General features: G+C 69.3%; 23 protein-coding genes and 1 riboswitch. Of the genes, 12 read left to right on the forward strand and 11 right to left on the reverse strand.

Annotation, left to right across the window (positions count from 1 at the left end; translation table 11 throughout):
• Positions 1-329: 329 nt before the first annotated feature.
• From IEY68_RS27780 to proB, 10 genes are all read left to right on the forward strand, one after another.
• Positions 330-3,008, forward strand: a complete 2,679-nt coding sequence (locus IEY68_RS27780) for a valine--tRNA ligase (protein WP_063000360.1) — start codon at positions 330-332, stop codon at positions 3,006-3,008.
• Positions 3,005-4,465: a bifunctional tetrahydrofolate synthase/dihydrofolate synthase gene (folC, locus tag IEY68_RS27785; protein ID WP_189094520.1), complete on the forward strand. Its 1,461-nt coding sequence runs from the start codon at positions 3,005-3,007 to the stop codon at positions 4,463-4,465. The genes IEY68_RS27780 and folC overlap by 4 nt, the downstream gene beginning before the upstream one ends.
• Positions 4,466-4,566: 101 nt before the next feature.
• Positions 4,567-4,710, forward strand: coding sequence for a hypothetical protein (locus tag IEY68_RS27790; protein ID WP_189094521.1), 144 nt, complete (start codon positions 4,567-4,569; stop codon positions 4,708-4,710).
• Complete coding sequence (locus tag IEY68_RS27795) at positions 4,703-5,122, forward strand: DUF4233 domain-containing protein (protein ID WP_063000362.1); 420 nt, start codon at positions 4,703-4,705, stop codon at positions 5,120-5,122. The genes IEY68_RS27790 and IEY68_RS27795 overlap by 8 nt, the downstream gene beginning before the upstream one ends.
• Before the next feature lie 139 nt (positions 5,123-5,261).
• The gene (gene ndk / locus IEY68_RS27800) at positions 5,262-5,678 is read left to right on the forward strand and encodes a nucleoside-diphosphate kinase (RefSeq protein ID WP_063000364.1); all 417 of its coding nucleotides are present in this window, start codon (positions 5,262-5,264) and stop codon (positions 5,676-5,678) included.
• Between the two features lie 404 nt (positions 5,679-6,082).
• Entirely contained in the window at positions 6,083-9,784 is a 3,702-nt protein-coding gene (locus tag IEY68_RS27805) for a translation initiation factor IF-2 N-terminal domain-containing protein (RefSeq protein ID WP_063000367.1), read from the forward strand.
• A 355-nt stretch (positions 9,785-10,139) separates the two neighbouring features.
• Entirely contained in the window at positions 10,140-10,451 is a 312-nt protein-coding gene (gene rplU / locus IEY68_RS27810; protein ID WP_058856967.1) for a 50S ribosomal protein L21, read from the forward strand.
• A 43-nt stretch (positions 10,452-10,494) separates the two neighbouring features.
• Positions 10,495-10,761, forward strand: coding sequence for a 50S ribosomal protein L27 (gene rpmA / locus IEY68_RS27815; protein ID WP_058856966.1), 267 nt, complete (start codon positions 10,495-10,497; stop codon positions 10,759-10,761).
• 201 nt (positions 10,762-10,962) lie between these two features.
• Positions 10,963-12,420, forward strand: coding sequence for a GTPase ObgE (gene obgE / locus IEY68_RS27820; RefSeq protein ID WP_058856965.1), 1,458 nt, complete (start codon positions 10,963-10,965; stop codon positions 12,418-12,420).
• 45 nt (positions 12,421-12,465) lie between these two features.
• The gene (gene proB, locus IEY68_RS27825; protein ID WP_058856979.1) at positions 12,466-13,581 is read left to right on the forward strand and encodes a glutamate 5-kinase; all 1,116 of its coding nucleotides are present in this window, start codon (positions 12,466-12,468) and stop codon (positions 13,579-13,581) included.
• A gap of 271 nt (positions 13,582-13,852) precedes the next feature.
• Here proB and IEY68_RS27830 read toward each other — a convergent pair whose 3' ends face one another.
• The 7 genes from IEY68_RS27830 to IEY68_RS27860 form a co-directional block, all read right to left on the reverse strand.
• On the reverse strand, positions 13,853-14,512 hold the full coding sequence (locus IEY68_RS27830; RefSeq protein ID WP_058856964.1) for an endonuclease V: 660 nt from the start codon (positions 14,510-14,512) through the stop codon (positions 13,853-13,855).
• A gap of 26 nt (positions 14,513-14,538) precedes the next feature.
• On the reverse strand, positions 14,539-15,342 hold the full coding sequence (locus tag IEY68_RS27835) for an alpha/beta fold hydrolase (RefSeq protein WP_082681665.1): 804 nt from the start codon (positions 15,340-15,342) through the stop codon (positions 14,539-14,541).
• Between the two features lie 162 nt (positions 15,343-15,504).
• Positions 15,505-16,392, reverse strand: a complete 888-nt coding sequence (locus IEY68_RS27840; RefSeq protein ID WP_058856962.1) for a hypothetical protein — start codon at positions 16,390-16,392, stop codon at positions 15,505-15,507.
• A 213-nt stretch (positions 16,393-16,605) separates the two neighbouring features.
• Positions 16,606-17,013: a hypothetical protein gene (locus IEY68_RS27845; protein ID WP_156426415.1), complete on the reverse strand. Its 408-nt coding sequence runs from the start codon at positions 17,011-17,013 to the stop codon at positions 16,606-16,608.
• 30 nt (positions 17,014-17,043) lie between these two features.
• Positions 17,044-17,823, reverse strand: a complete 780-nt coding sequence (locus IEY68_RS27850; protein WP_058856960.1) for an ABC transporter ATP-binding protein — start codon at positions 17,821-17,823, stop codon at positions 17,044-17,046.
• 160 nt (positions 17,824-17,983) lie between these two features.
• The gene (locus IEY68_RS27855; RefSeq protein WP_156426418.1) at positions 17,984-18,940 is read right to left on the reverse strand and encodes a FecCD family ABC transporter permease; all 957 of its coding nucleotides are present in this window, start codon (positions 18,938-18,940) and stop codon (positions 17,984-17,986) included.
• Between the two features lie 95 nt (positions 18,941-19,035).
• Positions 19,036-19,953, reverse strand: a complete 918-nt coding sequence (locus tag IEY68_RS27860) for an ABC transporter substrate-binding protein (protein ID WP_229719084.1) — start codon at positions 19,951-19,953, stop codon at positions 19,036-19,038.
• A gap of 140 nt (positions 19,954-20,093) precedes the next feature.
• Positions 20,094-20,253: riboswitch (cobalamin riboswitch) on the reverse strand.
• A gap of 126 nt (positions 20,254-20,379) precedes the next feature.
• Between IEY68_RS27860 and IEY68_RS27865 the strand changes: the two genes are divergently transcribed.
• Complete coding sequence (locus IEY68_RS27865; RefSeq protein WP_058856959.1) at positions 20,380-21,117, forward strand: SDR family NAD(P)-dependent oxidoreductase; 738 nt, start codon at positions 20,380-20,382, stop codon at positions 21,115-21,117.
• A gap of 69 nt (positions 21,118-21,186) precedes the next feature.
• On the opposite strand, the gene IEY68_RS27870 is transcribed toward IEY68_RS27865, so the two are convergent.
• Positions 21,187-21,468, reverse strand: coding sequence for an aminoglycoside adenylyltransferase domain-containing protein (locus IEY68_RS27870; protein ID WP_058856958.1), 282 nt, complete (start codon positions 21,466-21,468; stop codon positions 21,187-21,189).
• A gap of 92 nt (positions 21,469-21,560) precedes the next feature.
• Here IEY68_RS27870 and IEY68_RS27875 point away from each other — a divergent pair, with 92 nt between their 5' ends.
• On the forward strand, positions 21,561-22,922 hold the full coding sequence (locus tag IEY68_RS27875) for a DoxX family protein (RefSeq protein ID WP_229719069.1): 1,362 nt from the start codon (positions 21,561-21,563) through the stop codon (positions 22,920-22,922).
• Between the two features lie 10 nt (positions 22,923-22,932).
• On the opposite strand, the gene IEY68_RS27880 is transcribed toward IEY68_RS27875, so the two are convergent.
• From IEY68_RS27880 to IEY68_RS27890, 3 genes are all read right to left on the reverse strand, one after another.
• On the reverse strand, positions 22,933-24,024 hold the full coding sequence (locus IEY68_RS27880) for a hypothetical protein (RefSeq protein WP_058856957.1): 1,092 nt from the start codon (positions 24,022-24,024) through the stop codon (positions 22,933-22,935).
• 96 nt (positions 24,025-24,120) lie between these two features.
• Complete coding sequence (locus tag IEY68_RS27885; RefSeq protein WP_058856956.1) at positions 24,121-24,495, reverse strand: hypothetical protein; 375 nt, start codon at positions 24,493-24,495, stop codon at positions 24,121-24,123.
• 80 nt (positions 24,496-24,575) lie between these two features.
• Complete coding sequence (locus IEY68_RS27890) at positions 24,576-25,274, reverse strand: ESX secretion-associated protein EspG (RefSeq protein WP_058856955.1); 699 nt, start codon at positions 25,272-25,274, stop codon at positions 24,576-24,578.
• Positions 25,275-25,377 lie beyond the last annotated feature (103 nt).

The raw sequence follows: 25,377 nt of genomic DNA on the forward strand, positions 1-25,377 counted from the left end.
GGGTCGCCGAGTGCTCGCATCTCCCCGGCTTCTCCGGCATCCGATAGGGCGCCGGTATGCGGAGGACGGGGCAGGCAGGCGAACGTGCCGACCTACCGGTCAGGGCGCCCGGCTGCACCATCGGTCGTGCGTTTCCTCTCCGGCCGGCCGTCGCCGGTGGCCGCAGCCTGCTCCGGCTCCGGGCCGACCGAGCCGGCGATCGTGGTGACCGGGCGGTGGAGCGAAGGGCCGGGGTCGCGAGGGCTCCGACCCCGTGGCGTCGCGGGTGCCGCGATCCGACACAGCACCCGCGACGCCGGAGGTGACCCCGTAGACACTAGAATCGCTGCGTGACCAGCGCAGCCCCTGACAACACGCGTAATCGTGCCGATGACCTCCCCAAGAGCTGGAATCCCGGCGAGGTGGAGGCCGACCTGTACGAGCGCTGGGTAGCCGCCGGTTACTTCGCCGCCGACCCGCACAGTTCCGCGCCCGCGTATTCGATCGTGCTGCCGCCGCCCAATGTCACCGGAACGCTGCATATGGGCCATGCGCTCGATCACACGCTGATGGACACTCTGGCCCGCCGTAAGCGCATGCAGGGTTACGAGGTGCTGTGGCTGCCCGGGATGGATCATGCCGGTATCGCCACGCAGACCGTGGTGGAGAAGCAGCTCGCCGTGGACGGTAAGACCAAAGAGGAGTTCGGCCGCGAACTGTTCGTGCAGAAGGTCTGGGACTGGAAACGTGAGTCCGGTGGCGCGATCCAGTGGCAGATGCGTGCGCTCGGCGACAGTGTGGACTGGTCGCGGGATCGGTTCACCATGGACGAGGGGCTTTCCCGCGCTGTCCAGACGATCTTCAGACGCCTCTACGACGCCGGTCTGATCTATCGGGCGGAGCGCCTGGTGAACTGGTCGCCGGAACTGCGCACCGCCATCTCCGATATCGAGGTCAAATACGAGGACGTCGAAGGTGAGCTGGTGTCGCTGCGGTACGGATCGCTGGACGACTCCGAACCGTATGTCGTGGTCGCCACCACCCGCGTCGAGACCATGCTCGGTGACACCGCGGTCGCGGTGCATCCGGAGGACCCGCGCTATCGGGCCCTGATCGGCACCACCCTCGAACATCCGATCACCGGGCGGCAGATCCCGATCATCGCCGACGACTACGTGGATCCCGAATTCGGTTCCGGTGCGGTGAAGATCACCCCGGCCCACGATCCGAACGACTTCGAGATGGGCCTGCGGCACAACCTGCCCATGCCCACGATCATGGACGAACGCGGCCGGATCGCCGATACCGGTACCGAATTCGACGGTATGGACCGCTTCGAGGCCCGGGTGAAGGTTCGCGAACGGCTCGCGACCGAGGGCCGGATCGTCGCCGAGAAACGCCCCTACCTGCACAGTGTGGGTCATTCCGAACGCAGCGGTGAACCGATCGAACCCCGGCTGTCGATGCAGTGGTGGGTGAAGGTCGAATCGCTGGCGAAAGCGGCGGGTGACGCGGTGCGCAACGGCGATACCGTGATCCACCCGGCCAGTCAGGAACCACGCTGGTTCGACTGGGTCGACGATATGCACGACTGGTGTATCTCGCGGCAGCTGTGGTGGGGTCACCGCATCCCCATCTGGTACGGGCCCGAGGGTGAAGTCGTGTGTGTCGGCCCCGGCGAGCAGGCCCCCGAGGGATGGGTGCAGGATCCGGATGTCCTCGACACCTGGTTCTCCTCCGGGCTGTGGCCGTTCTCGACCATGGGCTGGCCGGATGCCACTGCGGAACTTGCCAAGTTCTATCCGACCAGTGTGCTGGTCACCGGCTACGACATCCTGTTCTTCTGGGTGGCCCGGATGATGATGTTCGGCACCTTCGTCGCCGACGATCCGGCGCTGACCACCGGCAAGGGCGGCGCGTATCAGATTCCGTTCCAGGATGTGTTCCTGCACGGCCTGATCCGCGACCAGTTCGGCAAGAAGATGTCGAAGTCCCGGGGCAACGGGATCGATCCGCTGGACTGGATCGACAACTACGGTGCCGATGCGCTGCGTTTCACTCTGGCCCGCGGCGCCCAGCCCGGTGGCGACCTCTCGGTCGGCGAGCCGCACGCCCTGGCCTCGCGTAGCTTCGTCACCAAACTCTTCAACGCGACCAAGTTCGCGCTCATGAACGGCGCGCGCCCGGGCGAGGTGCCCGCGCGGGCCACGCTGACCGACGCCGACCGCTGGATCGTCGATCGGCTCGACGAGGTGCTCGGCGAGGTGGACTCCGCGTTCGACGCCTACGAGTTCGGCAAGGCCTGCGAGGCGCTGTACCACTTCGCCTGGGACGAGCTCTGCGACTGGTATCTGGAACTGTCCAAGGTCCAGTTCGCCGAGAGCGAGGAGCGGGCCGAATCCACCCGGGTCGTGCTCGGGTCGGTGCTGGACGCGGTGCTGCGGTTGCTGCACCCGGTGATCCCGTTCGTCACCGAATCGCTGTGGCAGGCGCTCACCGGTGCGGAATCGGTGGTCGTCGCGGCTTGGCCGCAGCGTACCGGGACCCCGGCCGATACCGGCGCCGCGCGGCGCATCGCCGATCTGCAGCGGCTGATCACCGAGATCCGCCGGTTCCGCAGCGATCAGGGTCTGAACGATAAGCAGAAGGTCGCGGCGCGGGTGCTCGGCCTGGACACGGCGGGCCTGGCGCATCTGCATCCCGAGGTGAGCACGCTGGGCCGGCTCACCGAACCGGGCGCGGGCTTCGCGGCCACCGCCTCGGTGGAGGTGCGGCTCAGCGGCGCCACGGTCACCGTGGAGGTCGATACCTCGGGCACCGTCGACCTCGTGGCCGAACGCCGCCGCCTGGAGAAGGATCTTTCGGTCGCGCAGAAGGAGCTGGCGGGAACCGAGGCCAAACTCGGCAACGAGGCTTTCCTGGCCAAGGCCCCGGAACCCGTGGTGGACAAGATCCGGGCCCGGCGCGATGTCGCCGCCTCCGAGGTGGCGCGGATCGGGTCCCGGCTGGCCGAGCTGAGCGGCAAATGAACGCCCACGGCGACAACGACGAGCCGGAGCCCTTGCAGGGGGGCGCCCGGCTCGGCACCGGGCCGTCGCCGGTGGAGCTGGCGGAGATGGCACTGGTCGAGGCGGAACTCGACCAGCGCTGGCCGGAAACCGCGATCGAACCGTCGCTCACCCGGATCGCCGCCCTGATGGATGTGCTGGGTTCGCCCCAGCACGGCTTCCCGGCGATCCATATCGCGGGCACCAACGGTAAGACGTCGGTGACCCGGATGATCGATTCGCTGCTCACCGCCCTGCACCGCCGTACCGGGCGGCTCACCAGCCCGCATCTGCAGCTGGCCACCGAGCGGATCAGTATCGACAACCGGCCGATCTCCCCGGCCCGCTACGTCGAGCTGTACCGGGAGATGCAGCCCTATATCGAGATGATCGACGCCCAGTCGGCGACCGCGGGCGGCCCGGCGATGAGCAAGTTCGAGGTGCTCACCGCCATGGCCTACGCGGCGTTCGCGGAGGCCCCGGTGGACGTGGCGATCGTGGAGACCGGTATGGGCGGTAGCTGGGACGCCACCAATGTGATCGACGCGCAGGTCGCGGTCATCACTCCCATCGGTCTCGATCACATCGAATACCTGGGCCCCGACCTGGCCTCCATCGCCGAGGAGAAGGCCGGGATCATCAAACGAGCCCCGGAATCGCTGGTCCCCACCGATACCGTCGCGATAATCGCCGAGCAGGACCCCGAGGCGCTGGAGGTGCTGCTGCGCCGGGCGGTCGAGGTCGACGCCGCGGTGGCGCGGGCCGGTTCGGAGTTCCAGGTGCTCGGCCGGCGGATCGCTGTCGGCGGCCAGCAGCTGGAACTACAGGGGCTGGGCGGGGTGTACGACGAGATCTTCCTGCCCCTGCACGGTGAGCACCAGGCCCATAACGCGGCGCTCGCGCTGGCCGCGGTGGAGGCGTTCTTCGGTGCCGGGGCGCAGCGCCAGCTGGATATCGACGCGGTCCGCGCCGGATTCGCCGAGGTCACCAGCCCCGGTCGTCTCGAACGGATGCGCAACGCGCCCACTCTCTTCATCGACGCCGCTCACAATCCGGCGGGTGCCGCCGCGCTCGCCGCGACGCTGACCTCCGAGTTCGATTTCCGCAAACTGGTCGGAGTGGTCGCGGTCCTGGCCGACAAGGACGTCGCCGGTATTCTCACCACCCTCGAACCGGTCTTCGACGAGATCGTGGTGACCACCAACGGGTCCCCGCGCGCGTTGTCGGTGGACCAGCTCGCCGACCTGGCCGTCCAGCGATTCGGCGACGAGCGCGTGGTCACCGCGAATTCGCTGCCCGACGCGCTGGAAACAGCCGTCGCGCTCGCCGAGGAGGTCGGTGACGCGGGAGAAATGGTGTCCGGCGCGGGCGTCGTGGTCACGGGGTCGGTGGTGACAGCCGGTGCCGCGCGCGCCCTGTTCGGTAAGGACCCGGCGTAATGCCGCTGACCGCTCACCGACCCGGTCGCGGCGGCGCCTCGCCGTCCGGGTCCGTAGCGCGGCCGGCGAGGACGGAGCCACCGGCCGGGCACGGAACGTGTGTGCGCACGGTGAGCGGCTGCGCGGCGATCCCGGCCTCGGGCCCCGCCGAAACCGGGCAGCGGGCGCGGGGAGGCCCGAGCGCGTGGCTGCCCAGGACCCGCGCCGCCCGCGGCGACGCCGACGATAAGGAACAGCATGAGTGAGCCCGAAGCGTCCGGCCCCGAGACGACGACCCCGGCCCCGCCCGACCCCTGGAAGGGCCTGCGGGGTGTGATGGCGGGTGCCCTGGTGCTCGAGGCGATCACGGTTCTGCTGGCCCTGCCGGTTGTGGCCGATATCGCCGGGGGCATCACCTGGGTTTCAGGCACCTACCTCGTGGTGCTGGCCCTGGTGATGATCGCGGGCGCGGGATTGCAGCGCCGCTCCTGGGCGATCCCGTTCAACCTGGGCTTGCAGGTGCCGGTGCTGATCGGCGGGGTGTTCCATCTGTCGATCACGGTCATCGGAGTGGTCTTCCTCGTTGCCTGGGCCTTCATCCTGCTGTTGCGCTCGGATGTGAAACGGCGGCTCGAGGAGGGCACTCTGCCCAGTCAGCGCGCTCGCGGCGGTTCCTGACCGGCCGAGCCCTCCGGGTGCGGGCCGGTGGGTGCGCGGATCGCCGGATCGGCTCCGGCCGGGTGCGTCCACGCTGTGGTCACGGGCCTGCGCGGACTGCGGTTGGGTCTTGTCCGGCGGCGCCCATTAGGCTGACCGCGTGACAGAGCAGACGTTGATCCTTATCAAACCGGACGGTGTGGCCCGCGGCTACGTCGGCGAAGTACTGAACCGGATCGAGCGCAAGGGTCTCACCATCGCGGCCCTCGAATTGAAGCAGGTGACCGCGGAAGTCGCCGCCGCCCACTACGCCGAGCACGCGGAGAAGCCGTTCTACGGCTCGCTGATCGAGTTCATCACCTCCGGCCCGGTCGTCGCCGCCGTGCTGGAGGGACCGCGCGCCATCGCGGCCTTCCGGCAGCTGGCCGGCGGTACCGATCCGGTGGAGAAGGCCGCACCCGGCAGCATCCGTGGCGATCTGGGTCTCGAGACCCAGTACAACCTGGTTCACGGATCGGACTCGCCCGAGGCCGCCAAGCGCGAAATCTCCCTCTGGTTCCCCGAATTCCCGCTCTGATCACCGTCCGGCGCCGGGCCGACCGGACCGGTGCGAGTGCCCTGCGCGGCGCCATGGCGAACACCTGGCGCACGGTGTGGGATACTGGTACTTGGTTGCGCCCACAGTGGGTGCGGCCGGATGACACACTGCGGAACGATGCCGCCATCGCTGCCGCGGACGTACAGCCGGATTTCTGGGCTGCGTCTGCCCGGCGCGCTGGGCGAGGGCTCGTACCGCGGAGTTCAGCCATATGCCAGGCGCCGCGTGGACAGTTAGCCCGACCGACGTTCGATAGTGGAGATAACCGGGCACGCGGGGCGAGACCATTGACCTCGCGCCAACCGCGCGAGGCGGACGGAAAGCGTCCCCGCGACGGCCGCGTCACTCGTTGAGGAACGCGCCCGGGGGCCCGAGGAGACTTCGTGGCCGATCAAGAGCCGCTGGACACAACATCACAGGACGACGATCACTTGCCGGAGCGAATCCGAGTACATGCCCTGGCCAAACGGCTCGGCGTGACCAGTAAGCGCATCCTGGCCAAACTCAGCGAACTCGGGACCGAGGCCCGCAGCCCGCAATCGAGCGTGGACCGGGCCGTCGCGGAGTCGGTGCGCGAATCACTGACCGCTCCGCCCGTACTCACCTCGGCCGAACCCAGCCTGTTCGAGCCCGCCGGCACGACAGCGGGCCCGGACACTGCCGGGGCCCCCGCGGCGGTGGATTCCGCCGCGGCTCCGGCCTCGGCGGTACCGGAGCCGGAACGGACCCCGGCCGCTCAGCCGGGTGCCGGTTCCGGGCAAACCCCTGGCATCGAGGCGGAACCGGACGCGGTCGTAGCGGGTACCGGGGAGGAAGTAGCCGAGCCGCAGGCCGCCGCGGCGGCGGAGACCGGTGCCGAACCCGATACCGCGGATTCCGGTACTACGTCCGTGGCCGAGCGGACTTCCTCCGGCACGGCCGGTGAGGGTGTTTCCGCGCAGGCGGTCCCGGCGTCGGCCGACATCGCGAAGGCCGAGGCTCCCGCTACCGAGACCAGTGCCCCCACGGCGCCGGTGACTCCGCTGCCTGCTTTCACGGCCGCGTTCAATCTGTTCGCGAGCCCGGTTCCCGAAGAATCCACCTCGACCGAGCCGGTGGTCTACGAATCGGCATTCGTCGCGGCCCCGCTGTTCCTTTCACCGGACGCCGCCGCGGCCGAACAACCGCGCCGCCGGCGCAAGCCCGAACCGGAACCCGAGCCGGAATCCGGCGCGGACGCCGATTCGGACACCGATACCGATACCGGTGCCGACGACTCCGACGATCAGTCCGAGCAGGGCGACTCCGACGATCAGCCGCGGCGTCGCCGCCGGGGCCGCCGCGGCCGGGGCCGGGGCCGGGGTGAACAGCAGTCCGATTCCGACGACGCCGACTCCGAAGGCGGCGCGAGCGCCGATTCCGACGATCAGTCCGCCGATAACGGCGAGAAGACCGCCGAATCCGAGGACAGCGAAGAATCCGAGTCCGACGATTCCGGAGATACGGGGGAGGACTCCGAGAGCGGTGCCAGCCGGCGTCGCCGACGGCGTCGCCGCCGTAAGGTCGCCGGCGAATCCGGTGAGAGCGAACCGGCCGACGACGACCCGCCCAATACCGTCGTCCACGAGCGCGAACCGCGGAACAAGACCCGCGTCCGCGCGGCCGTCGACGAAGTGCAGGGCATCACCGGTTCCACCCGGCTCGAGGCCAAACGGCAGCGTCGCCGCGACGGCCGCGAGGCCGGGCGCCGCCGCCCGCCGATTCTCACCGAATCGGAGTTCCTGGCCCGGCGCGAAGCCGTGGACCGGGTGATGGTCGTCCGTGAGAAGGAGTTCCCGGGCCACCCGGCAGCCACCCAGGTCGCCGTGCTCGAGGACAACATCCTGGTCGAGCATTTCGTCACCAGTACCGGCTCGGCGTCCATGGTGGGCAATATCTACCTGGGCAAGGTGCAGAACGTGCTGCCCAGTATGGAGGCCGCGTTCGTCGATATCGGCCGGGGCCGCAACGGTGTGCTCTACGCGGGCGAGGTCAACTGGGAGGCCGCCGGACTCGGCGGTAAGGAACGCAAGATCGAACAGGCGCTCAAACCAGGTGCCCAGGTGCTGGTCCAGGTGAGCAAGGACCCGGTCGGTCACAAGGGTGCCCGGCTCACCACCCAGATCAGCCTGGCCGGTCGCTTCCTCGTGTACGTGCCCGGCGGGACCTCCACCGGGATCAGCCGGAAACTGCCCGATACCGAGCGCAAACGGCTCAAGGAGATCCTGCGCGAGATAGTCCCGGCCGATGCGGGTGTGATCATCCGCACGGCGTCCGAGGGCGTCAGCGAGGCCGAACTCACCCGCGACGTGGAACGGCTGCAGACGGCCTGGCGCAAGATCGCCGCGGCCGCCGAGAACGAGTCGGGCGCGCCGAAGACCCTCTACGAAGAGCCGGACCTGCTGGTCAAAGTTGTCCGGGATCTGTTCAATGAGGATTTCTCGAGGCTGGTGATCGAGGGCGATCGCTCCTGGAACACCGTCGAGAACTACATCGGGACGGTCGCACCGGACCTGCTCGCCCGGGTCTCCAAGCACGAGAGCGCCGCCGATGTCTTCGAGACCTACCGCATCGACGAACAACTGGCCAAGGCCCTCGACCGCAAGGTGTGGCTGCCCTCGGGCGGCACGCTGGTGATCGACCGTACCGAGGCCATGACCGTGGTCGACGTCAATACCGGCAAGTTCACCGGATCCGGCGGCGGGAACCTGGAGGAGACGGTCACCCGGAACAATCTGGAGGCGGCCGAGGAGATCGTGCGCCAGATGCGGCTGCGCGATATCGGCGGCATGATCGTGGTCGACTTCATCGATATGGTGCTGGAGTCCAACCGCGACCTGGTGTTGCGCCGTCTCACCGAGGCTCTGGGCCGTGACCGCACCCGGCATCAGGTCTCCGAGGTCACCTCGCTGGGCCTGGTTCAGATGACCCGCAAGAAGCTCGGTACCGGACTCGTGGAGGCGTTCTCCACGACCTGTGAGCACTGCCACGGGCGCGGCCTGCTGGTGCACAGCTACCCGGTGGAGCCGTCGAGTTCGGACGAGGGCGCCGGCCGCGGCCGCGAATCCGGTTCGCGGCGTCGCCGCAGCCGGGACAAGCCGGCTGCCGCGGCGCCCGCCGCACCGCAGCAGACCGCCGCTCCGGAGCTCTCGGAGGAGGAGGCGGCGGCCAAACGCGCCCATCCTGTGGCGCTGGCGATGGCCGCTCATCATCCGGAGACCGAGGAGGCGGAGCAGGCGGCGGATGCCCCGGCCGAGGCGTCGAAGCGCGATTCGGGCGAGAAGGTGTCGCGGGCCGAGGTGCGCGGTGCGGAGTCCGCGGCCGCATCTGCCGCGACCGATTCCGAGAAGGACACTGCGGCGGTCGCCGAACCGCGCCGCCGCCGGGCCCGGGTTCGGCGGTCGGCCGGTGCCGCCGGCCGGACCTCGGGCGCGGAACGGAACGGCCGCGGCGCGGCCGGCGAGACCGGTGCCACCGAGCCGGCGGCGTCCGAGCCTGCTACCGCCGAACCGGCCGTAGCCGAGCCGGTCGCGTCCGAACCGGCCGTAGCCGAGCCGGTCGTGGCCGAGCCGGTCGTGGCCGAACCGGCCGCAGCCGCCGGGAGCGGAACGCGTGCTCCCGAGCCGGAAGCTCCCGCAGTCGTGGCATCCGGCCCGGACGAGGTGGCGGTGCCGTCTGCCGCGCCCGACGCGGTCGCGGCCGAGAGCGGATCTGCCGCGGATCGCAACGGTCTGACCCACGCGGCGAACGGTACGGCCCACCAACCGGAGTCCGCCGCCGTTCCGGTCGCGGAATCGGTACCGGCCGGCGAACCTGCCGCGTCGCCGGAACCCATCGGTGACGGTGTCCCGGAGGCCCGTAGCAGGCGGCGTCGTGTCGCCCGTTCGACCTCGGCTCCGGCCGCCGATAGCGCGGGTGCTGTATTCGTCCTGTCCACCGACGATCAGCCCGCCACGCCGGTGACCGATCTGGTGGCCGATCCGCCGGAGCCCGAGGTGCCGGTGCGCCGGGTGCGCCGCCGGGCCGCGGGGCGCCCGTCCGGGCCGCCGGTCGACGAACAGAACTGAACTGGGCGCCGAGTGCCCGGCCCGCGGACTGTGGGCCGGGCACTCGCGCGTCCGGGACGGCCGGACTGCTCGCACTGTGCCGCGCGGCGCGCGTGACACCGGTTCCGGTGCCGCGCCCGGTTCCGCCGGGTCGTCCGGGGGACCGGTTTGGTCGCATGTACCGGCATCCTGTAATCTTGGCAGTCGCTGCCCGGCGACAGCATGTGCTGTTCCGTGGCCGGTTCCCGATACCGAGAGCCACCAATGGCCGAGGCGGCGGATTATCAGACCAGTCGTGCGGTGGACCCCGGTGCGAAACCGAGGTACTACCGTGTAAGCGAGTGCCGAGCACCAAAGGAAGAAGGGCAGCCGACCGATGGCAACGTACGCGATCGTCAAGACCGGCGGAAAGCAGTACAAGGTCGCGGTCGGTGACCTGGTGAAGGTCGAGAAGATCGAGGGTGCGCCGGGCACCTCCGTGGCACTGTCGCCGGTGCTCGTCGTCGATGGCGCCGAGCTCACCACCACAGCCGACAAGCTGGCGAAGGTTTCGGTGTCGGCCGAGGTGGTCGAGCAGACCAAGGGCCCGAAGATCCGCATCCACAAGTTCAAGAACAAGACCGGCTACCACAAGCGCCAGGGTCACCGTCAGCCGCTGACGGTCCTGAAGGTCACCGGCATCAAGTAACGACCCGCAGGGCTGTACAGCCCGCGCTGAAGGAGTATCAGCAATGGCACATAAGAAGGGCGCATCCAGCTCCCGGAACGGCCGCGATTCCAATGCCCAGCGGCTCGGCGTGAAGCGTTTCGGCGGGCAGTCGGTCAAGGCCGGCGAGATCCTGGTGCGGCAGCGTGGCACCCACTTCCACCCCGGCGTCAATGTCGGCCGCGGCGGTGACGACACCCTGTTCGCGCTCGAAGCGGGTGCCGTCGAATTCGGCAGCAAGCGGGGTCGTAAGACCGTCAACATCGTGGTCCCGGAGCCGGTCGAAGCCTGACCGGCTGACGACTCCACCACAGCGAGCGGGTCAGGGTGACAAACCCTCGACCCGCTTTTCGCGTTTCCGCCCACGTCGCCGCCGTCTCGTCCGGGCACCGGGCACTGCACCTTCCCGACTTCGCCGACGCAGAGTTTGTTCCGCCCCCGGACGCGGTGCCCCATCCCGCCCCCCGAACCTTCAGAGGAGGATGATCCGGCCATGGCCAAGTTCATCGACCGCGTCGTTCTTCATGTCCGCGCCGGTAAGGGCGGGCACGGCTGTGCCTCGGTGCACCGGGAGAAGTTCAAACCGCTGGGCGGGCCCGACGGCGGTAACGGCGGTAACGGCGGGGATGTGATCCTCGAGGTGGACGCCAATGTGCACACCCTGCTGGACTTCCATTTCCATCCGCACGCCAAAGCCGGCAACGGCAAACCCGGCGAAGGCGGCAACCGGGACGGGAAGAAGGGCGGGGAACTGCTGCTGAAGGTCCCGGACGGGACGGTGGTCCTGGACGCCCACGGTGAGGTCTTGATGGACCTGGTGGGGGCCGGGAACCGGTTCGTCGTCGCCAAGGGCGGCCGGGGCGGTCTGGGGAACGCGGCCCTGGTCTCCCGGGCCCGTAAGGCGCCCGGGTTCGCGCTGCTCGGCGAGGAGGGTGAGGCCCACGATGTGGTGCTCGAGCTCAAATCCGTCGCCGACGTGGGTCTGGTCGGATTCCCGTCCGCGGGGAAGTCGTCGCTGGTCTCGGTGCTGTCCGCTGCCAAACCGAAGATCGCCGACTATCCCTTCACCACGCTCGTGCCGAACCTCGGCGTCGTGAACGCGGGGGATACGACGTTCACGGTCGCCGATGTTCCGGGGCTCATCCCCGGGGCCAGCGACGGCCGCGGCCTGGGCCTGGACTTCCTCCGTCATCTGGAACGCTGCGCGGTGCTGGCACATGTGGTCGATCTCGCCACCCTGGACCCAGGCCGCGACCCGATCTCCGATATCGACGCTCTCGAAGCCGAACTGGCCGCGTACAAACCGGCCCTGCACGGTGACGTGAGCCTCGGTGATCTGGCCGGCCGGCCCCGGGTGGTGATCCTCAACAAGGTCGATGTGCCCGACGCCGAAGACCTCGCCGATCTGGTCACGTCCGAGCTGCAGGAGCGCGGCTGGCCCGTGTTCCGGATCTCGGCCGTCGCGCATACCGGTCTGCGGCAGCTGACCTTCGCGCTCGCCGAACTGGTGCAGACCTACCGTGACGCGCACCCGGCCGCCGAACCGAAGCGACCGGTGATCCGCCCGGTGCCGGTGGACAATTCCGGTTTCACCGTGCGCGCCGATCCGGACGAGCCGGGTGGTTTCATCGTGCGCGGTACCCGGCCCGAACGCTGGGTGCACCAGACCCAGTTCGACAACGACGAAGCCGTCGGCTACCTCGCCGACCGTTTGGCCCGCCTCGGTGTCGAGGACGAACTGGTGCGGCTCGGGGCGCAACCGGGTGCGCCGGTGACCATCGGCGAGGTGACCTTCGACTGGGAACCGCAGATCACCGCGGGCGCCGATATCGTGCCCACCGGTCGCGGGACCGATATCCGGCTCGAACAGACCGATCGGGTGAGCGCGGCCGAACGTAAGCACGCGTCGCGGGTGCGGCGCGGTCTGCTGGACGAGGAAAGCGGGGAGTAGGCAGGTGAACCAGGGGAACCGCGGAGCAGGGGCACGGCCGTGAACCTGGTTCCGTCAGAACTCAGTGATGCCCGGCGTGTGATCGCCGGGGCGCGGCGCGTGGTGGTGAAGATCGGTTCCTCGGCGCTCACCAGTTTGTCCGGCGGACTCGATATCGATCGGCTCGATCGGCTCGCCGACGCCATCGAGGCCCGGATGCGATCCGGATCCGATGTGGTTGTCGTATCGTCCGGTGCGATCGGTGCGGGCCTGGCGCCTCTCGGGTTGACCAGGCGCCCGCGCGATCTCGCGACCAAACAGGCCGCGGCCAGTGTCGGGCAACTCGCGCTCGTACATGCCTGGGGTACCTCGTTCACCCGCTACAACCGCACGGTGGGCCAGATCCTGCTCAGCGCAGACGATTTCGCCCGCCGGGAACATCATCGCAACGCCCAGCGCACCCTCGACCGGCTGCGGTCGCTCGGTGCGGTGGCGGTGGTGAACGAGAACGACACCGTCGCGACGGAGGAGATCCGCTTCGGTGACAACGACCGGCTCGCCGCGCTGGTGGCGCATCTGGTGGGTGCCGACGCGTTGTTCCTGCTCTCCGATGTGGCCGGACTCTACGACGGTGACCCGCGCAAGGGGAATGCGAATTTCATCGGTGAGGTGCGCACCAGCGCCGATCTCGACGGTGTGATCGCCGGTAGCGGTGGGGTGCTCGGTACCGGCGGGATGGCGTCCAAATTGTCGGCGGCCCGGTTGGCGGCCGACGCCGGGGTCCCGGTACTGCTGGCCGCGGCCGCCGAGGCGGCCGAAGCGCTCGGAACCGGTACGGTCGGAACCGCTTTCGCGGCCCGCCCGGTGCGGTTGTCCGCACGCCGTTTCTGGGTGCGGCACGCCGCCGACAGCCGGGGCGCGATCCTCATCGATTCGGGTGCCGTCGAGGCCGTGGCCGGCGCCCGGCGGTCCTTGCTCGCGGCGGGAATCGTCGGGGTCCGGGGTCGTTTCCACGGCGGTGATGTGGTGGACCTGGTGGGTCCGGATCGTACGATCGTGGCCCGTGGGGTGGTGGAATACGACGCCGCCGAACTCGCCACCGTGCTCGGCCGGTCCACCCGGGAACTGCCGGACGGTATGCAGCGCCCGGTGATACACGCCGACGACCTGGTGCGGGTCTGAGGAGACGCGGGTCCCGGGGCACGATGCGTACCGCCGGTTGTGACGGTCGGCGCGACGTTCCGACGCCTCCCGTTCCGGGACGCGGTCGCGCGGTGCGCGAGCAAGCCGAGTTCGGGAAAATCGCACGGAGCCGGCAGTTTTACCATGTGGGCATCGATCGTGGCGTAACCGGCGGTATCGCAACCGGTCACGTCCTCCCTTTTTCGCCGAACCTGTACCGACGAGGACGGTCCGGCGGTGGAGTCGGCGCCTTCCGGCGCGTCGTACGGGTTCAGGCGATACGGCCCAGATGATCGGCGGTACGGGTGGTTTCCGGCAGGCGGTAGCGCGGGGCGAGCCGTAACACCAGCGCGCACGCGGAATCCAGAGTGAAGCGGTGTCCGACCGAGACGAACAGTGGTTTGACCCCCGGCTGGGTACGCAGGGCCCGGCCGACGATCTCGTCATCGAAGGTGACCGGGCTCGAATCGCCCCGGTCCGGTCCCGGCTCGCGATAGTCGCCGGAGGCTTTCTTGGCGACACCGATACTCGGCAGGTCGGTGAGCACGCCCAAGTGGGCGGCCAGTCCGAAACGCCGGGGATGGGCCAGACCGTGGCCGTCGCAGATCAGGACGTCTGGTTCGACCCGCAGGGTCTCCAGCGCGCGAGTCAGCGGGGGGATCTCGCGGAAGGCGAAAAGCCCTGAGATATAGGGGAACTCGGCCCGTTCACGAACCACCGCCTCGTCCACCACGGTGAGCGAGTCCACATCCAGCACGGTGACCACCCCGATCGCGATATCGGGATCGCGATAGGCGACATCCAGCCCGGCCGCGAATCGGATCGGGCCGTGCTCGTCATCCACCCGCACCAGGTCGCGTAGCCGCTGCTGGACCGCGACGGCCTCGTCCTCGCTCACCGCCCACTCGTGCATCTGCCGGACCCGCACCATGCCGGAAGCCTATCGGGCGCGGGGCGCTACAGCTGTGCGAGGAACCGGTCGAGGCGGGTCGCGATCCGCTCCGGCGCCTCGCCGTTGATCGCGTGCGAATGCCCGGCCCATACCTCCACCTCGGCGCCCGGAACCTGCCGCGCGCGTTCCGCGGCGCGCCGCGAGTCGTGGACGATACTGTCGCCCGCCAGGATCACCAGGATCGGTACCGAGACGGAACGCAGTTGTTCGGTCGTCGGCTGTCGCGGCTGGGCGGGGCGCTGCACGAAATCCCGCATACCCGAGGCGATGAGGCGGGCCTCCGGAACCGAGTCGTCGGCTTTCGCTGCACCGGAAATCCAGCTCAGCAGCCACTCCCGCACGGTCCGCGGTATTCCCGGCAGGATACTGCCCAGCGAGACCAGGATCATCTTCCAGGTGACCGGGGCGAAGGTGACGGCCGGATCGAGCAGGACGGCCGAGGCCACCCGCTGCGGCCGGTGCACGACGGTCTGAGCGGCCAGCCAGCCGCCGATACTCACCCCGAGCAGATGGACCCGCTCGGTTCCCAGCTGTTCGAGGGCCTGATCCAGCCAGGCCGCCTGGTCCTGCGGGCCGGTGATCGGGGCGGTCTGCGCGGTGGCCCCCGGCTCGCCGAGACTGTCCAGCGACCATACGGTGCGCTGGGCCGTCAGGCCCCCGATATTGGCTCGCCACATAGGAGTCGATGCCTGCCGCCCAGACAGCAGCACGATCGGTTCGGCGGCGGGGGGACCGAAGCGATAGGCGGTGACCCGGCCGAACGCGGTGGTCAGTATCCGGGTCTCGTCGGGCACCGGTAGAGTCCCCATCCCGTCGCGATAGGCCGCCACGAAACGCGCCCGGCCCGCCGTGTCGGTGAAATGGCTGATGCCGTCGGGTTGTGGTGCGATCGGGGCGGTTTCGGGCAGTTCGCTGGTCACGCCCCGACACTATCGGCGATCCGTACGGTTACCCGGGGACGATCGAGGCCCTCAGGTGCCGAATTCGGGGACGACCGCGTAGGTGCGCAACCGTTCGGCGGCCCGCTCGTCGGTGAGTTCGACGCGCAGGTCGGGGTTCTCGTGATAGAAGCGGATCAGCCAGTAGGTGGCCGCGGAGCCGATCGAGAGTTTCTCCGCGTGGATCCGTTTCGCGACGCTGCGACCCGGCTTCCGGCCGGGACGCGAGATCCGGATCGTGCCCTTGGAATTATTACGCGACACCACCGCGATCTGCTCGATCGAGGTCCAGCTCACCATATTCGCGACCGAGGTCTTGGTGGGCAGCACGATATGCATCGGTGTCAATACCAGCCGGCGGATCTCTGGTCGACGCGCGTATACACAGAGGTAGACAAGAACCGCGACGGCGACGGCGACGGCCAGCCAGGGTGGGATCGGCGGATGCGGGTTCACAGTGAGTGTGCCGGTCCAGGTGCCGATACCGAAGATCGCGCACAGTGTCGCCAGACTGATGAAACAGACCACGAGCGCGACCTCGTATCCGAGCGAGCGGCGGACCACCAGAGCGTCCTGGTCGTTCGCGAATCGTGCGCCTTCGATCCGGATCCGCGAACGGCCGCGCGAGGTCGCCGAGAGCATCGGCAGGTACGAGACGACCCAGGCGGCGGCCGCGATATGGAGGGCCGGCTGCAACGGCTCCCCGGAGTCCAGCGCGAGCGCCGCCTGCGCCAGCAGGAAGGTGGCGAGGACGGCCACCAGGAACACCGCCGGATAGGTCCAGCCGTTCAGATTGCCCCGCAGTTCGCGCGGTGGCGGAAAATAGTTCCGGACCTGTGTTGTTCGCGGATCGGCCACCGCGTCCGGCCCCGCGACCATCGTCGGCATATCGGGGGATACGGTGTGCGGCTGGCGTGTCATCGGTACTACCTGTACTTCAGGATTCGATCGGGCGCCTGCGATGATATCGGCAATCGGAGGGCAACTCCGACTCGCACACGGGCGGTGGCGTTTGTGCGCCACCGCCCGGATCGATTCGGCGGCACGCGGGCACGGCTGAATCGTGTGCACGCGCGCGGCCGGGCGATCGCGGCGCAACTCACCGTGACCGCCGCCGGGTGGTGTTTCAGCGATTCAGGATTCGGCTGTCACCGTGGCGAGCGCCTTCCGCGGCCGGAATCGGTCGATCAATGCCACGACGACCAGGTAGATCACGCCCCAGACGGCGAACGTCGTGAGCTGGGAGCCCACGATATCGGCGTCGGAGTACAGGATCGAGCGGGCCGACTCGACCGCCGCGGGTACCGGGAGGACTTCGTGCAGCATCCGGAACAGCTGGGGTTCCAGGTAGCTCGACATCGCACCGTTGGACGCCGGTACGCCGAGGAACATCAGCACCGCGATCACCGGCAGCACCGCGAGCAGGCCGAGAACTCGGACGAAGATCCTGGTGAACAGCGCCGTACTGAATATCGCGACCGCCCCGATTCCGGTGAGCGCGAGGAAATGGCCTTCGATCGCGCCGAGGATCGGTCCGGCCACAGTCCACACCAGCCCTGCCCTGAGCGCCCGTCAGGGGATGGTGCCGGGGGTTACCGCCGAGCGGCGATAGCGAACGACCGGAACGCCGTCGTCGATCGTGATCGTCGCATCCACGCCGTAGACGTCGCGGACGAGTCGCTCGGTGAGCGTTTCGGCAGGGGTGCCGTGTGCGGCGACTCCGCCGCGATCCAGAACCAGGATGTAGTCGCAGAACATAGCGGCGAGATTGAGATCGTGCAGAGCGACGACCGTGGTGACCGGCAGTCGCGTGACCAGATCGAGGATGTCGAGCTGGTGGGCGATATCGAGATGGTTGGTCGGCTCGTCCAGCAGCAGCTCACCGGGCTCCTGGGCCAGGGCCCTGGCGATCTGGGCCCGCTGCCGCTCGCCGCCGGAGAGAGTGCTCCACGTGCGTCGCGCGTGGTCGGCGAGGCCGGTGGCGCGTAGTGCTCGCGCGATCGCCGATTCCTCGTCCGGGTCCTGGCCGAACAGGTCCCGGTGGGGGATACGCCCGAGGCGCACCACATCGTGCACGGTGATATCGACATCGGTATGCGCGTGCTGCCCGACCATGGCGATCCGGCGCGCCAGCGGCCGCCGGCCCAGTCGGCGCAGCGGCGTGCCGTCGAGGGTGACCTCGCCCCGGTCCGGCCGCGAGATACCGGCCAGCAGGCGCAGCAGCGACGATTTACCGGACCCGTTCGGTCCGAGCAGGCCGACCGTCTGCCCGATTTCCGGCTGGACGGTGACATCGTCCACGACGAGGTTGCCGGCCCGGGACCAGAACAGGTTCTGTGCGTTCAGTGTCAACGAGTGCTCCGCTGTGGCGCCGGGTGTTCCGCAGGGGCGACAGGTGCTCCGCTGTGGCGCCGGGTGTTCCGGGGGTCGGCGCGTGCGCCGCAGTGTGTCGTCGGCCGCGCAGTGCCGTCCGCGTACTCCGCGGTGTTGTCGTGGCGTGTGCCCTGGACGATCATGACGTACTCCGGGTGCGGAACAGCAGGAGCGCGAACGCGGGGACGCCGATGAGTGCCGTGACGACACCGACCGGTACCTCCTGCGGCGCGAAAACGGTCCGGGCGAGTGCGTCGACCCAGACCAGCAGGACCGCGCCCAGGACCGCGGTCACCGGGATCAGGCGGCTGTGCCGGGGACCCACCAGAAAACGTGCGGCGTGTGGGAGCACCAGTCCGATGAACCCGATCGCTCCGGCGGCGCTGACCAGTACCGCGGTCATGAGGGCCGTGGTCACGAGCAGCAGCAGCCGGGTCCGGCCGACCGCGACGCCCAGGCTCGCCGCGGCCGACGAGCCGAAAGTGAACGCGTCCAGCGCGGAAGCGTACCACCAGCACAGTGCCATCCCGGTGGCGCAGACCAGAGCGGTTGTACCCGCGTCGGTCCAGGTGGCGCCCGCGAGCGAACCCAGCAGCCAGAACAGGATCCCGCGGGTGCGTTCGGCATCGGCGGAGGACAGCACGATGAACGAGGTGAGCGCGGAGAACAACTGGGTCCCGGCCACCCCGGCCAGGACCACCTTCGCGGTGCCACCACCGGCACCCGCGGCCAGTACCAGTACCAGGCCGAACGAAGCGAGCGCCCCGAGGAACGCCCCGGTGGACAGCGAGACCAGCCCACCGCCCACACCCAGTACGGCCACGATCACCGCACCGGTGGACGCGCCGGATGAGATCCCGAGCACGAACGGGTCGGCGAGCGGATTGCGCAGCAGCGACTGCATGACCACGCCGCAGACCGCCAGACCGGCGCCGCAGACCGCGGCGAGCAGGGTGCGCGGCAGCCGCAACTGCCAGACGATGCCCTCCCGGATCGGCGAGACACCGGCGGTGCCGGCGCCCAGCTTCTCGAACAGCACCGCGTAGACCTCGGCGACCGAAAGATCCGCCGGCCCGATGGTGATCGTGAAGGCCATCGAGGAGATCAGCACGACCAGCCCGCACAGGACCAGCGCCGCCGTCGTGGGTGCGCGGGCGGTCCGGGCGATGGTGCTCGGCGGTGTTTCCGGGCTCACGAACCGTGGCCCCACCGTTCCAGGGCGTCGGCGACCTTCTCGATACCGTCGACCGTCCGGATCGAGGGGTTCAGATCGGCGCCGTTGACCACGATGTAGCGCCGGTCGCGCACCGCGGACAGTTTCGCGGTCACCGGATTCGATTCCAGGAACGAGATCTTGCTGTCCAGCGCGTCCCCGGCGAGACTGCGGCGGCTCAGATCGGCCAGTACCAGGGCAGCCGGGTCGCGGTCGAGCACCGTCTCCCAGCTGACCTGCGGCCATTCGTCTGTGGTGTCGTCGAACACGTTCTTGGCGCCCACTGCGTCGGTGATGATCCCGGACGAGCCACAGCAGCCCGCGACATACGGTGTGGAGGTGTCGGCGAACCAGTACGCCAGCGAGACCGGGTCCGCGGCGATCCGCCCGGCCGCGGCGTCGTAGCGGTCGCGCAGTCCGGTGACCAACTGCTCGCCGCGGTCCCGCACATCGAAGATCGCGGCGAGTTCGCGAATTTCCCGGTAGACCGAATCCATGGTCAGGGGTTCGGTACGGGCGCCGTCGGCGTTGACGCTGATATCGGTTTTCCCGTCGCAGTCGGTCGGCGAGAGGTAGGTGGGTACACCCAGTTCGGTGAACTGCTCGCGTTCGGCGACGCCACCGGGACCGAGTGTGCCGCCGAAGGAGGCGGAGACGAAATCCGGTTCCGTATCGAGCACGACCTCCAGCGAGGGTTTGTTGTCGGCCAATCGCGGCACCCGCGCGTTATCGGCGGCGAGGTTCGCGCGGACGGGGTCGGTCCAGGTGGCGGTGCCCACCATCCGGTCCGCCAGCCCGAGTGAGAGCAGGATCTCCGCCGACCCCTGGTTGAGGGCCACGGCCCGCTGCGGCGGCGCCGGGACGGTGACTTCGGCCCCGCAGTTGCCGATCTTCATCGGGTAGCCGGCACCACCGGCGGGCTCCGCCGCGGGATCGCCGGAACTGCCGGTACCGGAACATCCGGCCAGGAGGAGGGTGGACACCACGGCGGCGACCGCCAGGAAAATGGACCGCGTCACGGCGTGGACTCCTTGTGTCTGGGCCTGTGCGCGAGGCCGGGATCCGAGCTCGGCGGGTGAGTGATCGGACTCCACCACGCGGGTGTCACCGTTGCGCGCCAGTCCCGGATTCGCACCGGGTTCCCTCACCGCGCCGCGACCGCAGTGCGGCCGCGGTCCATGCTATCCGACAGCAAACTGGACGTTCGACCGGCTCATTCGGGGGTGCCGTGGCGGCGAATGCGACGGCGATTTCCTGCCAGCGCGCGTGGGGTGCCCTCGCGGATGCTCGTGGAGTAACAGCGGAATCGCGAAAGGAACGATATGTCGGAGAAGATCGTGGTGGTCACCGGGGCGACCCGCGGAATCGGCCGTGCCACCGCGACAGCGTTCGCCCGGCAGGGTTACCGCGTGATCGTCACCGGGCGCCGCGCGCCGGCGGTGGAGGCGGTGGTGAGGGAACTGCGGGCGGAGGGGCTCGCGGCCGAGGGGGAACTCCTCGACGTGTGCTCGGTGGACAGCGCCCGGTGCCTGCGCGATTCGATCGCCGGACGGCATGAGCACATCGATGTGCTGGTGAACAATGCCGGCATCCTGCCCGAGGCGACCGCCGCGGGCACGGTGAACTTCGCCCATCCCGGCGCGTTCACCGAGACCTTGATGACCAACACATTCGGTCCCGCCAATGTGATCGAAGCGCTGCTTCCACTGGTGCGCCGGGCGCCGGCGGGGCGGATCGTCAACATCTCCACCGAGATGGGTTCGCTCACCCAGCAGCGCAATCCGGACTCGGCGTACTACTCGATGGTGGTCCCGGGCTACCAGGCCTCGAAGGCGGCACTGAACAGCATTACGGTCGGACTGGCGAAAACTCTCGCCGATACCCCGGTCCGGGTGACCTCCGTATGCCCCGGCTTCGTCGCGACCGGACTGGCTCCGGCGGCCGCCGACGCGCCGACGACACCGGAGGAGGCCGCGGCGGTCGTCCTCGCCGCGGCGGAGTCGCCGGAGGTGTCCACCGACGGATCCTTCGTCGGCGCCCAGGGCCCCATCGCCTGGTAGCGGGACCCGGGGGGCCGGGCCCTCACAGCTCGGCTCCGCCGAGGCCATCGGTTCGGTACAGGTCCGGACTCACTCGGCCGTCGCACAGGCGGCCGTGATCGCGGCGGTGGCGTAGTGCACGAAGGACGCGACAGCGTCGTGGCGCCCGGCCCAGTCGTCCACGGCGGTACCGAGATAGCCGTCCCGCGCATGCCGCAGCAGCTCGGCGTGCCCGGCGGGGTCGTGCGAGCTGTGGTGGCGCCTCGCGATCCACCGGGCGCGCTTCCCGCCGGACGGTAGGTAATCCGAAATGCCCATCTTCGTGGTCCGCGGAGTCGTGCGGAGGGAGGACAGCGGAATCGGGGTTGTCACGGAGGTACCCGGCCCGGGATCTGTTCTAGATTCGAGGGAGGATCGGCTCGGGCCGGACGGGGCGTCGAACAGGTCGGACAGCGAGGTGCGGTGTGAACGCGGTGCAGACGGTGACCGGATCCGGGCACGCACCGGCCGAACCCGGGGGCTCGCCACCGGTGCGCTGGCCGTGGCCGGCCCGGTTCGCGTTCCGGTTCGGCGTGGTCTACTGCCTGCTGTTCTGCGTGATGATCGGACAGGTCCTGTTCGTCTTCACCGGATTCGTACACCGGTTCCTGCCCGATACCGCGCCGATGTGGCCGCTGCTCGGGACCGAACCGCTGTTGAAGTGGGTCGGGCAAACAGTGTTCGGCGTCGACGTGCAGCTCAACCGGCTCTCCGGCAGCGGTGATCAGGCGATCATCTGGGTGATGGTGTTCAGCGCGCTGGTCGTGGCCGTCGCCGCGGCGGTGCTGTGGTCGGTGCTCGACCGCCGCCGGCTCGCCTACCCGCGGGCGGCAGCGTGGTTCCTGACCGGTCTGCGACTGTGTGTCGCGGGACAGATGCTGTTCTACGGGATCGCCAAAGCGGTGCCGACCCAGATGCCGCCGCCTCCGCTCTCGGCACTCATCCAGCCCTACGGCCAGTTCTCCCCGATGGCTGTGCTGTGGCTCCAGGTGGGCAGCGCACCGGTCTACGAGATACTGCTCGGGGTGGCGGAACTGGCCGCCGGTCTGCTGCTGCTGGTCCCGCGCACGGCGACGCTCGGGGCGATGCTCGGTGTGGTGAGCATGGCGCAGGTGTTCGTGCTGAATATGACCTTCGACGTTCCGGTCAAGATCCTCTCGTTCCATCTGCTGGTGTTCTCACTGGTCCTGCTCGCCCCGCAGGCCCGCCGGTTCGCGGATTTCTTCGTACTCGCCCGCCGCGCCGAACCCGCTGTGCAACCACCGCTGTTCGTGAGTCGCCGAGCCGAGCGGATCGCCGGGCCGGCCCAGGCGGCGATCGGTGTCTGGCTGGTCGCCGGGGTGGCGGTATTCGGCTGGTTCAGCTGGCAGGACTACGGGGGTGGCGCGCCGAAGCCGGAGTTGTACGGGCTCTGGGAGGTCACCGAGTTCCGTATCGACGGACATCCGGTACCGCCACTGCTGACCGACGAGACCCGTTGGCAGCGGCTGGTCGTCGAGACCGAGGGCACGGTGACCTGGCAGCGGATGGACGGGGCGCTGGTGACGGCGCCCGCGCAGTTCGACGGGCCCGCGCACACTCTCACGGTCACCGGACCACCGGGTCCGGATGCCGCGGATACACCGATCGCGACCTTCACCTACACCCGTCCGGAACCCGGTGTCCTGCGACTGAACGGGCAGCTGGCCGACCGGCCGGTGACCATCGACCTGCGCGCGACCGACCCCGCCGCCTTCCGGCTGAATGGTCCGCGGTTCCACTGGGTCCAGGAGTTCCCGGTCCAGTAGCTCGCCCGGGTCAGGGCTGCTGCGGCGGAATTACTCCGGGCTGGTCGGGAGCGCGCTGTCCCGGTACCGGACCGGTGATACCGGGCTGACCCCCCGGATCCGAGAGCGGTATCGCGGTCGGGTTCTGCGTAGGTGGTGCCGGAGGTTCGACCGGCGCGGGTTCGGAAGGAGGGGCGGGCGGTTGCGCTGCCGCGGGCGGCTGGGCGGGTGGAGCCGGTGCGGGCTCGGTAGGGGCGGGCGGCGCGGCAGGTGCCGAGCCGTCGGTCGGTGCCGGCTCCTCGGGTGTGGGTGGTCGCGGGGTCTCCTCGCTCGGCTCCGGGGAAGGAGCGGGGGAACTCTCCGGCGCGGACGGTGCCGGAGGACTCGGTGTCGCCGGAGCCGGTGGGGTGGAACCGTGCTGCGGTGCGGGCGAATCGGTGGAACCACCGGAATCGGTGGAATCGCCGCCGGACCCGGAAACGGTGGGGGCCGAACCGGCCGGGGCGGGTGCCGAACCCGCGCCGACCGCGGTGTCGACCTGAGCACGGGGCGGGGCCGGCGGTCCGAGTGGCGGCAGCGCACCAGGGGCCGCCGGAGGTTCCGGGAGTGCGGGCACCGCGGTGCCCGCGGCGAGATAGGCGGGTTTGTAGACCATGTTCATGGTGAGGATCGCTTCCTGGTGCAGCACCTCCTGCACCATCTGCGCATCGATCACCTTGGCCGCCTCCAGCAGCCGGGCCAGCGCGCCGACCGGCCCGGAATCGCCGGGCGGAACGACCGCGATCTTCACCGCTTCCGCGGCCGCGGCCACCGCACCCAGGCGCAGCCCCACTTGACCGAGGACCCCGGCCAGTTCCTCCACCGAATCGGCGAAGCTACGGGTGCTCGCGAATGCGGCGTCGGCGGCCGCACCGTCCCATTCCATCGCGTTCATCACCCGGTCCGCGCCGGCGCGGGTCAGTGGGAGCGAGGTCTGCAGAGTGGTGGCGGCGTGCATCCAGGTACCGGAGATCCGCAGGATCTCACCGGCATCGATCTGCTGGGTGGCCCGATAGATATCCTCATGGCGCATGGCTTCGAAATGCTCCATGGCGCTGATGTAGTCGGGATCCGTTCCAGTCATACAGCCTCCTTCGAGGCGGGTGCATGCGGTCCGCGGAGGCCGCAGCGAAGGCGGAGGTATCGCAGTATCGCAGTATCGCAGTGTCGCAGTGTCGCATTATCGGTCGAGCCTCGTTTCGAGGGCGCGTACGGCGGCGGCGTTCGCGGCGTCGGCCTCGTCGTAGAGCCCACCGCTGACCAGGAACGCTTCCTTCATCCGGTAGGCCGCTTCGATGTAGTGATCGAGCAGTACGGCGGCGTCGCGGGCCTTGTGCCCGAACCCGGCCTGCAACTGCCGACCGGAGGTCAGGCCGCCGAAACCGTGTGGATCCGACGCATCCTCCAGACGTTGCCGGAGGTAGATGAGCCGATCGGCCTGACGGTCGTAGAGTTCCGCGCAGCGGCGTGCCGCTTCCGGATCGAACTTGACGGTTCCCGCATGGGCTGCCTGGCGGAACCGGACGATCTCGGCTCGACTGTCTTCGATCTTCATGACTGGCGTACCCTCCGTCGGTCACGCCCAGCGTAGCCGCAACCGATGGTCCGGGCAGCCCGTCTGTGGCGATCCCGGGATCAGACGGGAATACGTTTCTGCAGATGCGCGGCGAGTTGTTCGGGGGAGGCAGGCACCATGTGCACGTTCTCGTCGGCCTTCAGCAGGTAGCGGCCGTCGTCCTCGATATCGAGCCAGGTGTAGTGCAGCGGCGGTGCCGGATTCGGCCGGTCGAGATGCGCTTCGATACGGATGTGCCCGTCTGCCGTATGCGGCGCGCACAGCAGCTTCCGGATCAGCGGCGCGGCACGCTCTTCCTGGATAACGGTTTCGGTATCGCGGACCGCCGCGGCCGTCGCGGTACGGGCCGGACAGCGGCCGGCCGGCGCCTTCGGCAGCAGTGCCGCCAGCCGGGCGCCGAGTTTGGTGCTGTGCCCGATCGAGAGCTGCACCGGCCCGCCGAATTCCCGGGTACGGCCGGGCGCCTGGACGGCCAGGACCGCCCGGTCGTAGACGACGCAGCCCAGTATCCGCAGTTCCCGGCCGGGTTCGGGGGATCCGCCGATGGCGATCACCCGGGTATGCGGTACGGCGAGAATACGCAGACAGGCATCGAGATCGGGGTCGGGCGGGAAGCGCTGTGCGAGTTCGGCGTGCAGGAGCCGGGCATCGCGCTCGGTGCGCGGCGATTCGAGTACCCGCAGCGGATAGGGAATCCGGTCCAGGTCGGCTCGGCGCCATACGTGCGCGAACTCGTCGGGGGTCAGGCTCCAACTCACGCGGAATCACATCCTCACCGAAACCTGCGCGGGCCATCTCAGACTATCGGTTGTTTCGCAGCGCGCTGACCTCGGGCACTGCCGGGGCCCCGGACTCTGTGAT

Origin of the sequence: Nocardia jinanensis, from assembly GCF_014645735.1 — a bacterium.
GTDB lineage: Bacteria > Actinomycetota > Actinomycetes > Mycobacteriales > Mycobacteriaceae > Nocardia > Nocardia jinanensis.

Bases quoted from the DNA above. Each gene is read 5' to 3' on its own strand.
- folC (WP_189094520.1), top strand. From the start codon at position 3,005: ATGAACGCCCACGGCGACAACGACGAGCCGGAGCCCTTGCAGGGGGGC.
- IEY68_RS27795 (WP_063000362.1), top strand. From the start codon at position 4,703: ATGAGTGAGCCCGAAGCGTCCGGCCCCGAGACGACGACCCCGGCCCCG.
- rplU (WP_058856967.1), top strand. From the start codon at position 10,140: ATGGCAACGTACGCGATCGTCAAGACCGGCGGAAAGCAGTACAAGGTC.
- rpmA (WP_058856966.1), top strand. From the start codon at position 10,495: ATGGCACATAAGAAGGGCGCATCCAGCTCCCGGAACGGCCGCGATTCC.
- obgE (WP_058856965.1), top strand. From the start codon at position 10,963: ATGGCCAAGTTCATCGACCGCGTCGTTCTTCATGTCCGCGCCGGTAAG.
- IEY68_RS27830 (WP_058856964.1), bottom strand. From the start codon at position 14,512: ATGGTGCGGGTCCGGCAGATGCACGAGTGGGCGGTGAGCGAGGACGAG.
- IEY68_RS27835 (WP_082681665.1), bottom strand. From the start codon at position 15,342: ATGGGGACTCTACCGGTGCCCGACGAGACCCGGATACTGACCACCGCG.
- IEY68_RS27840 (WP_058856962.1), bottom strand. From the start codon at position 16,392: ATGACACGCCAGCCGCACACCGTATCCCCCGATATGCCGACGATGGTC.
- IEY68_RS27855 (WP_156426418.1), bottom strand. From the start codon at position 18,940: ATGGCCTTCACGATCACCATCGGGCCGGCGGATCTTTCGGTCGCCGAG.
- IEY68_RS27860 (WP_229719084.1), bottom strand. From the start codon at position 19,953: ATGAAGATCGGCAACTGCGGGGCCGAAGTCACCGTCCCGGCGCCGCCG.
- IEY68_RS27865 (WP_058856959.1), top strand. From the start codon at position 20,380: ATGTCGGAGAAGATCGTGGTGGTCACCGGGGCGACCCGCGGAATCGGC.
- IEY68_RS27880 (WP_058856957.1), bottom strand. From the start codon at position 24,024: ATGACTGGAACGGATCCCGACTACATCAGCGCCATGGAGCATTTCGAA.
- IEY68_RS27885 (WP_058856956.1), bottom strand. From the start codon at position 24,495: ATGAAGATCGAAGACAGTCGAGCCGAGATCGTCCGGTTCCGCCAGGCA.